This window comes from Pseudocitrobacter sp. CD920760 (assembly GCF_057782505.1).
Window position 1 is genome coordinate 4114323 of record NZ_CM173490.1, and the last position, 12884, is coordinate 4127206.

Annotated in this window: 10 protein-coding genes; 4 read left to right on the plus strand and 6 right to left on the minus strand. The window is 57.1% G+C overall.

What is annotated here, in order from left to right; all coding sequences use genetic code 11:
• Positions 1 to 68: 68 nt before the first annotated feature.
• Together norV and norW are read left to right on the plus strand one after the other, a co-directional pair.
• Positions 69 to 1517, plus strand: coding sequence for an anaerobic nitric oxide reductase flavorubredoxin (norV, locus tag AC1MKH_RS19285; protein ID WP_149463445.1), 1449 nt, complete (start codon positions 69 to 71; stop codon positions 1515 to 1517).
• Entirely contained in the window at positions 1514 to 2647 is a 1134-nt protein-coding gene (norW, locus tag AC1MKH_RS19290; protein WP_276222504.1) for an NADH:flavorubredoxin reductase NorW, read from the plus strand. The genes norV and norW overlap by 4 nt, the downstream gene beginning before the upstream one ends.
• Positions 2648 to 2853: 206 nt before the next feature.
• On the opposite strand, the gene hypF is transcribed toward norW, so the two are convergent.
• From hypF to AC1MKH_RS19310, 4 genes are all read right to left on the minus strand, one after another.
• Complete coding sequence (gene hypF / locus AC1MKH_RS19295) at positions 2854 to 5070, minus strand: carbamoyltransferase HypF (protein WP_276222506.1); 2217 nt, start codon at positions 5068 to 5070, stop codon at positions 2854 to 2856.
• 3 nt (positions 5071 to 5073) lie between these two features.
• Positions 5074 to 7224: a formate dehydrogenase subunit alpha gene (gene fdhF, locus AC1MKH_RS19300; RefSeq protein ID WP_276222508.1), complete on the minus strand. Its 2151-nt coding sequence runs from the start codon at positions 7222 to 7224 to the stop codon at positions 5074 to 5076.
• Between the two features lie 36 nt (positions 7225 to 7260).
• A complete protein-coding gene (gene hydN, locus AC1MKH_RS19305; protein WP_015963289.1) occupies positions 7261 to 7806 on the minus strand; it encodes an electron transport protein HydN in 546 nt (181 codons plus the stop codon).
• A gap of 144 nt (positions 7807 to 7950) precedes the next feature.
• The gene (locus tag AC1MKH_RS19310) at positions 7951 to 8964 is read right to left on the minus strand and encodes a LacI family DNA-binding transcriptional regulator (RefSeq protein ID WP_276222595.1); all 1014 of its coding nucleotides are present in this window, start codon (positions 8962 to 8964) and stop codon (positions 7951 to 7953) included.
• A gap of 223 nt (positions 8965 to 9187) precedes the next feature.
• On the opposite strand from AC1MKH_RS19310, the gene ascF reads away from it, so the two are divergent.
• On the plus strand, positions 9188 to 10627 hold the full coding sequence (ascF, locus tag AC1MKH_RS19315; protein WP_276222512.1) for a PTS cellobiose/arbutin/salicin transporter subunit IIBC: 1440 nt from the start codon (positions 9188 to 9190) through the stop codon (positions 10625 to 10627).
• Positions 10628 to 10654: 27 nt separating this feature from the next.
• On the plus strand, positions 10655 to 12079 hold the full coding sequence (locus tag AC1MKH_RS19320) for a 6-phospho-beta-glucosidase (RefSeq protein ID WP_276222514.1): 1425 nt from the start codon (positions 10655 to 10657) through the stop codon (positions 12077 to 12079).
• A gap of 78 nt (positions 12080 to 12157) precedes the next feature.
• On the opposite strand, the gene AC1MKH_RS19325 is transcribed toward AC1MKH_RS19320, so the two are convergent.
• Positions 12158 to 12526, minus strand: a complete 369-nt coding sequence (locus AC1MKH_RS19325; RefSeq protein WP_276222517.1) for a type II toxin-antitoxin system PemK/MazF family toxin — start codon at positions 12524 to 12526, stop codon at positions 12158 to 12160.
• Positions 12526 to 12798 (minus strand): AbrB/MazE/SpoVT family DNA-binding domain-containing protein, encoded by a 273-nt coding sequence (locus AC1MKH_RS19330; RefSeq protein WP_276222519.1) that lies wholly within the window; start codon positions 12796 to 12798, stop codon positions 12526 to 12528. The genes AC1MKH_RS19325 and AC1MKH_RS19330 overlap by 1 nt, the downstream gene beginning before the upstream one ends.
• Positions 12799 to 12884: the final 86 nt, after the last annotated feature.

The window sequence follows — 12884 nt, forward strand, 5'->3', positions numbered from 1 at the left end:
AAGTTGGCACGCAACCTGCAATAAGCAAAACATCTTTTTTAAAAACACTGCATTTGATTGAGGTTGCTATGTCTATTCTGGTTAAAAATAACATTCATTGGGTTGGCCAACGTGACTGGGAAGTGCGTGATTTTCACGGTACCGAATATAAAACGCTGCGCGGTAGCAGCTACAACAGCTATCTGATCCGTGAAGGTAAAAATGTCCTGATCGACACCGTTGACCACAAATTCAGCCGCGAATTCGTGCAGAACCTGCGCAGCGAAATCGACCTGAACGACATCGACTACATCATTATCAACCACGCGGAAGAAGACCACGCCGGTGCGCTGACCGAGCTGATGTCTTACATTCCGAACACCCCGATTTACTGCACCACCAACGCCATTGATTCCATCAACGGTCACCACCACCATCCGGAATGGAATTTCCATACGGTGAAAACCGGTGACAGCCTGGATATCGGTAACGGCAAACAATTGATCTTCGTTGAAACCCCGATGCTGCACTGGCCGGACAGCATGATGACTTACATGACTGGCGACGCGGTTCTGTTCAGTAACGATGCCTTTGGCCAGCACTACTGCGACGAACGTCTGTTCAACGACGAAGTGGATCAGACCGAACTGTTTGAACAGTGCCAGCGCTACTACGCCAATATCCTGACGCCGTTTAGCCGCCTGGTAACGCCAAAAATTACCGAGATCCTCGGCTTCAACCTGCCGGTCGATATGATTGCCACCTCCCACGGTGTGGTATGGCGTGACAATCCGACGCAAATCGTTGAACTGTATCTGAAATGGGCGGCCGATTATCAGGAAGACCGCATCACTATTTTCTACGACACCATGTCGAACAACACCCGCATGATGGCGGACGCGATTGCTCAGGGCATCAACGAAGTTGACCCACGCGTGGCGGTGAAAATCTTCAACGTTGCCCGCAGCGATAAAAACGAAATCCTGACCAATGTTTTCCGTTCTAAAGGTGTGCTGGTCGGTACTTCAACCATGAACAACGTGATGATGCCGAAAATTGCCGGTCTGGTCGAAGAGATGACAGGTCTGCGTTTCCGTAACAAACGCGCCAGCGCATTCGGTTCACATGGCTGGAGCGGCGGCGCGGTTGACCGTCTCTCTACCCGCTTGCAGGATGCGGGCTTTGAAATGTCACTGAGCCTGAAAGCCAAATGGCGCCCGGACTTTGACGCGCTGGAAGTGTGCCGCGAACACGGTCGGGAAATCGCCCGCCAGTGGGCGCTTGCGCCGCTGCCGGAGGTGAGTGCCAAAGTCACAACCGCGCAGGAAGAATGCGCCTGTGCCGCAGCGGCAGCCGCTGACCTCGGCCCAAGCATGCAGTGCAGCGTCTGCCAGTGGATTTACGATCCGGCAAAAGGCGAGCCGAACCAGGATGTCCAGCCGGGCACGCCGTGGAGCGACGTGCCAGACAACTTCCTGTGCCCGGAATGCTCACTGGGTAAAGATGTCTTCGATGTGCTGGCCACGGAGGCAAAATGAATAATGGCATCGTGATCATCGGGTCGGGCTTCGCGGCCCGCCAACTGGTGAAAAATATTCGCAAACAGGATGCTGCCGTGCCGCTGACCTTGATCGCCGCCGACAGTATTGATGAGTACAACAAGCCAGACCTCAGCCACGTCGTCAGCCGGGGGCAAACCGCCGCCGACCTGACGCTGCAAACCGCGGGCGAGTTTGCCGAGCAGTACAATCTGAATCTCTTTCCACAAACTTGGGTAAGCGACATCGACGCACGGGCCAAAGTGGTGAAAAGTCAGGACAGAGAGTGGCGCTACGACAAACTGGTGCTGGCGACAGGCGCATCAACCATCGTACCGCCGGTTCCCGGAAAAGAGCTGATGCTGACCCTCAACAGCCAGCAGGAATTCGGGGCCGCGCAGAGTATCCTGCGTGATGCGCAGCGTGTACTGATTATCGGCGGCGGGCTGATTGGCAGCGAGCTGGCGATGGACTTCAGTCGCGCTGGTAAAGCGGTGACAGTGGTGGATAACTCCGCCTGCATTCTGGCGTCACTGATGCCGCCGGAAGTGAGCAGCCGTCTGCAACATCGTCTGACCGACATGGGCGTGCATCTGCTGCTGAAAACCCAGTTACAGTCGCTTGAGCAAACCGCCACCGGGATTGTGGCGCAGTTTGACCGCAATCGTCAGATTGAAGTGGATGCGGTCGTCGCCGCCACCGGCTTGCGCCCGGAAACCGCGCTGGCCCGTCACGCGGGAGTGGAGATCAATCGCGGCGTGAAGGTCAACAGCGCGATGCAGACCAGTAACCCGGATATCTACGCGTTGGGCGACTGCGCGGAAATCAACGGAGCCGTGCTGCCCTTCCTGCAACCGATTCTGTTAAGTGCGATGTGTCTGGCGAAGAACCTGCTCGGCCAGAGCGGCGAGCTGAAACTGCCGCATATGCTGGTGAAGGTGAAAACGCCGGATCTGCCGCTGCATCTGGCGGGGGAAACGCGCCGTCAGGATCTGGACTGGACCATCGCCACCAGCGCGCAGGGCATGCTTGCCCAGGGCTATGATGACAACCAGCAGCTTCGCGCCTTTGTGGTCAGTGAAGAGAGAATGAAGGAGGCATTTAGCCTGTTGAAGTTATTGCCGAGCTGATTTGCTACGCCATTGCTGAACTTAACCTTGCTCGCGAATTTTGCAGAGCCCTTCTTAACCTCGGATACATGGACGTATCGCGTCTGATTTTTGCCCCGGTCACCGGGGCTTTTTTTTGGCTCCGTGCGCACATTATTGTCGGGTGGCGGCTACGCCTTACCCGACCTACCTATTTGCACCATCAGGCAAGCCCAAACCATCCGGCATCACGCGTAGCGGGCCGCGGCCACCACCGCCTGCCCGAACGCAATCGCCCCATCTCCTGCGGGCAAACTGTGAGGGAAAAACAGCGTAAAATCAGCCAGATGGTGCTGCAAGCGCGCACGCAGCAGCGCGTTATGCAGCACACCGCCACCAAATACCAGCGTCGGGATACCCCGCGCCTGTGCTTCGCGACGCATCATACCGCCCAGCCCCTGCGCCAGCGCATCGTGAAACGCCCACGCTTTCTCCGCCGGACTGGCCTGCCAGGCTAACCAACTCGACCAGAATTCAACAAGGTCAAACGACTCACTTTGCAGCGGATGTTCAACGCCATCACACGTCGCCGCCAGCGCTTCCAGGCGACAGGCCGCCTCACCTTCATAACTCAACGTCAGCGGCGCACAACCCAGCGCACAAGCCACCGCATCAAACAATCGCCCGCACGATGACGCACGTGGCGCATTAATACCGCGCTCAATCGCCCGCGCCAGCAGCGGCCAGTTTTGCTCGCGCACGGTGGCGGTTGCCGGATAACTTTCCCACTCCGGCACAAACGCCAGACAGTGCGCCAGCAGGTTACGCCACGGCTGACGTGCCGCAAGGTCGCCCCCCGGCAACGCTACCGCAGGCAGGCCGCCAAGATGTTCACACTCGCGGTAGTTCACCCGCAGACATTCACCGCCCCACAACGCGCCCTCTTCCCCCATGCCAATGCCGTCCAGCGCCAGCGCGATTACATCACCACCGTCCAGCGGCCAGTTGTGTTCCGCCAGGCACGCGGCAATATGCGCGTGGTGATGGAGCACCGTTTGATGGGGTAAATCGCGGGCGGCGGCCCACTGCGAGGAGTGGTAGCCAGGATGCGCATCCGCCACCACCGCCTGCGGGGTAAAATCGTAGATAGCCTGCATCAAACGCAACGACTGCTGCCATTGCGCCTCGACACCTTCATCAGTGAGATCGCCAAAATGCTGGCTCAACACCGCCTGCTCGCCGCGTACCAGGCAGAAGGTATTTTTGAGATCTGCCCCCAGGCAAAGCATCGGCGGAATATCGTGAAAACCCGGCGGCAGTGGAATGGCGTCCGGTACATAGCCGCGCGATCGACGCAGCATTTCGCCATTTTGCCGCACCACCGAGTCATCCATCCGCTGCACAATATCGCGATTATGCAGCAAAAATCCGTCGGCAATATCCGCGAGATCCGCCAGTGCCAGCGCATTGGTCAGCGCGGGCGGTTTACCGCTAAGATTCCCGGATGTCATCACCAACGGGCGATTCAACGCCTGCATCAGCAAATGCTGAATTGGGTTAGCCGGGAGCATGACGCCCACTTCCGCCAGCCCCGGCGCAATGTCATCACACAAGCCGCTGACGCAGGATTTATCCACCAGCACAATCGGTGCTGCGGGCGTGCGCATTAATCGGCTGGCGTCATCGGGGAGATTCGTCGTAGTGGGGATCATCACAGCCAGTGGTTTCGCCGGGCGATGTTTGCGGGCGCGCAGTGTCGCCACCGCGCGGGCATTACCCGCATCACAGGCCAGATGAAAACCACCCAGCCCCTTGATCGCCACAATACCGCCCGACGTGAGAAGCGCAATCGCCGCCTGTAGCGCCGCCTCGTGATGCAGCGGTTCGCCCCCGGCATACCACGACAGCCACGGGCCGCACTCGGCGCAGGCCACCGGCTGGGCGTGAAAGCGACGATCGTAAGGATTGCGGTACTCCGCCTCGCAGGCAGAGCACAGCGGAAACGCCGCCATCACCGTCAGCGGACGGTCGTACGGCATGGCGTTGATAATGGTGAAACGTGGGCCACAGTGGGTACAGTTGATAAAGGGATAACGATAACGGCGCTCCTGCGGGTCATTCATCTCCGCAAGACACGCCGGGCAGGTTGCCGCATCCGGGACAATCTGCGTGCTCATCGCCCCCGCGCCGCTTTCGCGGATCACGAAATCGTCAGGCACGTTCTGCCACACATAAGGCTGCACCTGCGTCTCATCAATGCGCGCCAGCGGCGGGCAGTGTTGATGAAGCGCGGCAAGGAAATCCGCTTCTTCACCCAGCAAACGAACGAGCACCCCCGCACCGTCGTTGCAGACATCGCCCACGCGCGCCTGCTGCTGAGCCAGTTGCCAGACAAAGGGGCGGAAGCCCACCCCCTGTACTTTACCGCGAATGCGGATTTCGACGCCGTTATGCGTTATCGTCATTCATTACCCTGCTACCGCCTCGCGCAGGCGGGATTTCATCGACTGGTAGCTTTCCAGCGCGTAGTTTTCCGCCCAGTTTTGATCCTCAATCGCACTGATATTCACCGCACAGTACTTGGTTTCCGGCGTTTTAGAGATGGGATCGAGGTTGTCCTGGGTCAGTTCGTTACAGGCGCCAATCCACCACTGGTAGGTCATATAGACACTGCCGTGATTGATACGCTCGTTGACGTTGGCGCGCGTGATCACTTTACCGCGACGCGACGCCACCCACACCAGTTGTTTGTCTTTGACGCCCAGCTTCTGCGCATCCTGCGGGTTAATCTGCACAAAGCCAGGTTCATCGGCCAGCGATTGCAGCGCCGCACAGTTACCGGTCATCGAACGGCAGGAGTAGTGCCCCACTTCACGCACGGTGCACAGTACCAGCGGATATTGATCATCCGGGCATTCGGCTGGCGCACGCCACGGTGCAGCAAACAGATGCCCTTTGCCATCCGGGGTATCGAACTGATTGCCTGCGTAAAGATACGGCGTGCCTGGGTGATCAAGCGTCGGACACGGCCACTGAACGTGCCCCATGTCGCCCATTTTATCGTAAGTCACGCCAAAGAAGAGCGGGCAAAGCTCACGCATTTCGTCCCAGATTTGCTGGTTATTGTCGTAATGCATCGGGTAGCCCATTTTCTGGGCAATCAGGCTGATAATTTCCCAGTCGCGTTTGACGTTGTATTTTGGTTCGATGGCTTTTTCGAAACGCTGGAAGCCACGGTCGGCACAGGTGAAGACGCCACCGTGTTCGCCCCAGGAAGTGGCGGGCAGCAGCACATCGGCCTGCTCGGCGGTTTTGGTCATAAAGATGTCCTGCACCACCACGAAATCAAGCGCTTCGAACCCTTTGCGCACCAGGCCTAAGTCGGCTTCGGTTTGCAGCGGATCTTCACCCATGATGTAGTAGGCTTTCACCTTCCCTTCCAGCGCCAGATGCGGCACTTCAGTAATGCGCACGCCCACTTTGTCGTCCATCAGGCTGGCGTCAATACCCCATGCTTTGGCGAATTTCGCCCGCACGTCGGCATCGACCACGTCCTGATAACCGGGGAACTGGTTGGGGATCACCCCCATGTCGCACGCGCCCTGCACATTGTTCTGACCACGCACCGGGCCGACGCCGACATGTTCACGTCCCAGATTACCGGTGAGCAGCGCAAGCGTTGCCAACCCTTTGACCACATCCACGGCCTGACCAAACTGAGTGACGCCCATGCCCCACATAATGGTGGCGCTTGGTGCCGCCGCGTAGGTACGCATCGCCTGACGAATTTGTTGCGCCGTCACGCCGGTCAGCGCTTCCACCGCTTCCGGCGCATAATCTTTCACGATTTCACGCAGCTCGTCGATGCCGGTGGTGTAGCGCGCAACATATTCTTTGTCGTAGAGATTTTCTTCCAGCAGCACATGGGAAAACGCATTCACCAGCGCCATGTTGCAGCCGTTTTTGATTTGCAGATGTTGATCGGCGATACGCGCGGTTTCAATGCGACGCGGGTCGCAGACGATAATTTTCGCGCCTTTCTCTTTGGCTTTGATTACGCGACGCGCCACGATAGGGTGCGAATCGGCGCAGTTGTAGCCAAAGACCAGCAGACAGCTTGAGTTTTCAATGTCTTCGATGGAGTTACTCATCGCGCCGTTGCCGAGCGCTTCCTGCAAGCCTGCGACAGAAGGACCGTGGCAGACGCGCGCGCAGCAATCGACGTTATTGGTATTCAGTACGCCGCGCGCAAATTTTTGCATCACATAGTTGGTTTCATTCCCGGTACCGCGCGATGACCCGGTGGTCATAATGGCGCGCGGACCGAATTTCGCTTTGATCTCGCCTAAGCGTTTTGCCGTATAGCTGATGGCTTCATCCCAGCTCACTGGCGTCAGCTTGCCGCCTTTTTCATAGCGGATCATCGGCTGCGTCAGGCGCGGCGTCAGCAGTTTGGTGTCGTTCAGGAAATCCCAGCCGTAATAGCCTTTCAGGCACAGTTCATGCTGGTTAGTTTTCCCGTCGGCAGCTTCCGCGCGGATGATTTTATTGTTATCGACAACCAGCTTCAGTTTGCAGCCAGCACCACAATACGGACAAACACTTGTAATTTTTTTCATCAGTAACAGACCTGTTAAAAGTGAAACGGAGGATCATTAAAACGACAGGGAAATAGATGTATCGAGCGCAGCGCGGCGACGTTTTTCGGCGCTGATTTGCTCAAGCTTGTCGCGGTCAACGCAGAAAATAGCGTGCGTCGGGCAGGCTTCCATACAGGCCGGGCCTTGCTCGCGGTGGAAGCAAAGGTCGCATTTGTTGGCTTCGGCTTTTTCGGCACGCACGTTGAGACCCGCGCCGCTGTTGCGGACAACCGGGCGCACGACCACTTCCATCGCGCCATACGGGCAGGCCACGACGCAGGTTTTGCAGCCGATGCAGCGTTCCTGCATCACATGCACAAAACCTTTTTCGCGGCGAATCGCGCCGTTCGGGCAGACGTTCGCGCACGGCGCGTCTTCGCACTGTCGGCACGCGGTCGCGGTAGAGACGTTCACGCCTTTAATGACGTGAATTCGCGGCAGGAAAGATTCCGGCGTCAGCGCGGCGCAATCCTGTTCGGCCTGGTGGCTGACCACGCATGCCACTTCGCATGTCCGGCAGCCTATACATTTACTCGCATCTGCAATGATGAAACGGTTCATCAAATTCTCCAGCAATGACAATGAATGAGCCGGAGAATGCATTATTCGCGCCAACTTTTATTACGCTGTTTATTAAGGATTTTTTATTTGAAGCGCTGTGTCTAACCCTGTCATCGTCACGAGTGACGATGACAGGTGACGAGATTAACCCTGCGGGCCTGTGCCGAGGGAATCGCGTGCGATAAGCTCGCCGAGGAAGGAAGGTTGTGGTTTGAATTCGCCGCCGTCGAGCATGAAAATCAGGCGATGGATAATCTCCTGAATCATCTCTGTCACCGGGATTTTAACGCTGGAGAGCGATGGCAGCATGTACGGCGCAAGGGCGATATCATCAAAACCGACGACGGAGACCTGCTCCGGCACGCGCAGGCCGCGCGACTGAAGCTGTTTCATCGCCCCGATGGCCATGTCATCGTTGCTGGCGACCAGCGCGCTAAAGTTAACGCCGCGCTCAAGCAGTATATCAACACCCGCCAGACCGGTCGCTGGCGTCCATTTCCCTTCGACAATCAGCGCATCACGCAATGGAATATGGTGTTCAGCTAAAGCGGCTTTGTAGCCCGACAAGCGTTCAATGCCGGTTGGCGAATCAAGCGAACCGGTGATAAATGCGATATCGCGATGCCCCTGTGCAATCAGCTTCTCCACCGCATTCTGGCTGGTACGCGCCTGGTCGCAGTACACACAGTGGCTGAGGTTACGGCGCAGGCGACGGTTGAGCACCAGCACCGGCTGTTCATGCTGCTGAATCAGCTCGTCGATTTCGTCAACGCTGAGAAAACGCGGGTAGATGATGATGCCGTCGCAGCGCATATCGAGCAGATACTGAATCGCCGCCCGCTCCTCTTCCGCGCTGTGTTTACCGTCGGCGAGGATCAACTGGCGGCCCTGGTTTTCCGTCATCCGCGCGGCGTGAAACAGCAGCTCGCTGAAATAGACGCCGTGATACAGGGTATTGGTGACAACCAGCCCCAGCGTTTGCGTGCGTTTGGTCGCCAGATTGCGCGCCAGCAGATTAGGCCGATAGCCGCACTCTTCAATCGCCTGCCAGACCCGGTCTTTGGTCTCCTGACCCACATAGCCGTTGCCGGTCAGTACGCGTGAGACCGTCGCTTTCGACACGCCAGCCAGCTTTGCCACCTCCAGCATCGTCGCCATTTCGCTTCCCTCGTCAAAAATGATGGGCGCAGTGTACTTCAGACACTGCCCTTTTTCAGCTTTTGCCATACACGGCGATCGCCATCACAAATTTAAAAAATGAATTTTTACTCTCTTGCCATAGATTATGAAACTCTTCATGATTTTGTGGAACCGGTTTCCTATGCAACGTTTCATCGCCCAGGCGGTGAGTCCCCTACAGATAAAAACAGGATAGAATCCGATGTCCAAAAACTACGCGGCGCTGGCGAAGTCCATCGTCGATTTACTCGGCGGCGTCAGCAACATCAGCGCAGTGACCCACTGCATGACGCGTCTGCGCTTCGTGTTGAAAGACGATTCACGGGTGGATAGCCCCGCGCTGAAAAGCCTGAGCGGCGTGCTCGGCGTGGTGCGCAGCGTTAACCAGTGCCAGGTGATCATCGGCAACACCGTTTCCCAGGCATATCGGGAAGTGGTGAGTCTGCTACCGGGGGAGTTGCAGCCTGCCGTACCGCAGGGGAAACCGAAGATAACGCTGAAGCGCATCGGCGCGGGGATCCTTGATGCGTTGATCGGCACCATGTCGCCGTTGATCCCGGCGATAATCGGCGGATCGATGGTCAAGCTGCTGGCGATGATCCTCGAAATGTCCGGCGTGCTCACCAAAGGCGCACCGACGTTGACTATCCTGACGGTGATTGGCGACGGGGCATTCTTCTTCCTGCCGCTGATGGTTGCCGCCTCTGCCGCCGTGAAATTCAAAACCAACATGTCGCTGGCCATCGCCATTGCGGGCGTGCTGGTGCACCCGAGCTTTATCGAACTGATGGCGAAAGCCGCGCAGGGCGAGTACGTGGAATTTGCCTTCGTGCCGGTCACGGCGGTGAAATATACCTATACGGTTATTCCGGCGCTGGTGATGACCTGGTGCCTGTCGTACATCGAACGCTGGGTGGATCGCATCACCCCGGCGGTAACGAAAAACTTCCTTAAGCCGATGCTGATTGTGCTGATTGCCGCCCCGCTGGCGATCCTGCTCATCGGCCCGATTGGAATCTGGATCGGCAGCGGCATTTCTGCGCTGGTTTACACTATTCACGGCTATCTCGGCTGGCTGTCGGTCGCCATTATGGGCGCGCTGTGGCCGCTGCTGGTAATGACCGGGATGCACCGCGTCTTTACGCCCACCATTATTCAAACCATCGCCGAAACGGGTAAAGAGGGCATGGTAATGCCGTCGGAAATTGGCGCGAACCTGTCACTGGGCGGCTCATCGCTGGCGGTGGCGTGGAAAACCAAAAACCCGGAACTGCGCCAGACGGCGCTGGCTGCGGCGGCCTCGGCAATTCTGGCGGGTATCTCTGAACCGGCGCTGTACGGCGTGGCGGTCAGGCTGAAACGCCCGTTAATCGCCAGCCTGATCAGCGGCTTTATCTGCGGTGCCGTTGCAGGTATTGCCGGGCTTGCCAGTCACTCGATGGCGGCTCCCGGCCTGTTCACCAGCGTGCAGTTCTTTGACCCAGCAAATCCGATGACCATTGTGTGGGTCTTTGGCGTGATGGCGCTGGCGGTGGTGCTCTCCTTTATTTTGACGCTGATCCTGGGCTTTGAAGATATCCCGGTCGAAGAAGCTGCCGCCGATGCCCGCACGCGTCAGGCCGCAGTGCCAGCAACTGTTTGATTAACAAAACATTTAATGAGGAAACGCATGTCGACATTTCCAGAAGGATTTTTATGGGGCGGCGCACTGGCCGCCAACCAGTGCGAAGGGGCTTATCTTGAAGGCGGTAAAGGCCTGACCACGGTCGATATGATCCCGCATGGCGCAAATCGCCTGCCGGTTAAGCTGGGACTGGAAAAACGCTTTAGCCTGCGTGACGATGAGTTTTACCCCAGCCATCAGGCGACCGATTTTTATCATCGCTACAAAGAAGATATCGCCCTGATGGCGGAAATGGGCTTTACCGTGTTTCGCACCTCCATTGCCTGGGCGCGTCTTTACCCCAACGGCGATGAGCTGACGCCGAACGCGGAAGGCATTGCGTTTTACCGCGCGGTATTTGAAGAGTGTAAAAAGTACGGCATCGAACCGCTGGTCACGTTATGCCACTTCGATGTGCCAATGCATCTGGTGACAGAGTACGGCTCGTGGCGCAACCGCAAAATGGTCGAGTTCTTCACTCGCTACGCGCGCACCTGCTTTGAAGCGTTTGACGGGCTGGTAAAATACTGGCTCACCTTCAATGAAATCAACATCATGCTGCACAGCCCCTTCTCCGGTGCCGGGCTGGTGTTTGAAGACGGTGAAAATCAGGATCAGGTGAAGTATCAGGCGGCGCACCATGAGCTTATTGCCAGCGCGCTGGCCACCAAAATCGCCCACGAGGTTAACCCGCAAAACCAGGTTGGCTGCATGCTGGCGGGCGGCAATTTCTACCCTTACTCCTGCAAGCCGGAAGATGTGTGGATGGCGCTGGAGAAAGACCGCGAAAACCTGTTCTTTATCGATGTGCAGGCGCGTGGCGCGTATCCCTCTTACTCCGCCCGCGTATTCCGCGAAAAAGGCGTGGTGATTGAGAAAGCCGAGGGCGATGACGAGATCCTGAAAAATACCGTCGATTTCGTGTCGTTCAGCTACTACGCGTCTCGCTGCGCATCTGCCGAGATGAACGCCAATAACACCAACGCGGCGAACATTGTGAAATCGCTGAAAAACCCGCACATCCAGGCCAGCGAATGGGGCTGGGGCATCGACCCGCTGGGGCTGCGCATCACCATGAACATGATGTACGACCGCTACCAGAAGCCGCTGTTTTTAGTGGAAAACGGGCTGGGTGCGAAGGACGAAGTGAACGCGCAGGGTGAGATTAACGACGACTATCGCATCAGCTATCTGCGCGAACATATCCGCGCGATGGGCGAGGCAATTGGCGACGGCATTCCGGTGATCGGCTACACCAGTTGGGGCTGTATCGACCTGGTGGCGGCCTCGACGGGCGAGATGAGCAAACGGTATGGTTTTGTCTATGTCGACCGCGATGACGCAGGCAACGGCACGCTGGCCCGCACGCGCAAAAAATCGTTCTGGTGGTATAAGAAGGTGATTGCGAGTAACGGGGAAGATTTGGGATAACCCCTCACCCCGGCCCTCTCCCACCGGGAGAGGGAGAAACCCCGTTTGTAATCCGGATAAGGTGAAGACACCATCCGGCTACTGCGGATCAATCAAATCCACGACCATGCCGAGAATTTCATCCATCACCCTGGGTGAAACGGTTGCGGCATAGCGTGCTTGACGCTCCAGCAAATCGAGGGCGCGAAGCTGATAACACAAAACCACCCCGGTGATTTTTCCGCTATCCGTACTATCACCATCCAGCCAGACCGTTACCGCTTTCGAGCGTGCCAGACCACCACCGCTGGTAATCGGCAGGCATACCGCCGTACCTAAAGCGGCGACCAGTTTTTTTTCTGAAAGAACCAGATAGTAGTGTGCACCTTTAAATTCATGCCCCTCTACCGGGTCGCCGTTAACATGCCAGATTTCTCCCTTTGCCGGAATCCGCTTCCCCTGCGCCATTAAATTTTCTCCTTACCCTTCGGAGTATCAGCTAAATCATCGGCTAATGACTGGTTGAGGCTGGCAATTTCGTTTTCATCGATGCCACCCAGAATTTCAGCAACCGAGCGACGCCCTCTGGCCCGACGCTTTGCAGGCGTGATGCTGACCGTATCGCCGTGCGCCTTTACATTGAGCATCGTGCCAACGACCCAGCCCATTAACGATGCAATTTCGCCGGGGATAGTTACCACGACCGCCCCGCCCTGCTGCCTGAGTTTTGTTAACGGCATATTCCCTCCGATGAGTGCAACAAAGTCTCACTCAGCATATATTCTGAGTAACACAAAGTCACACTGAAATCGTGCGATTTTTATTG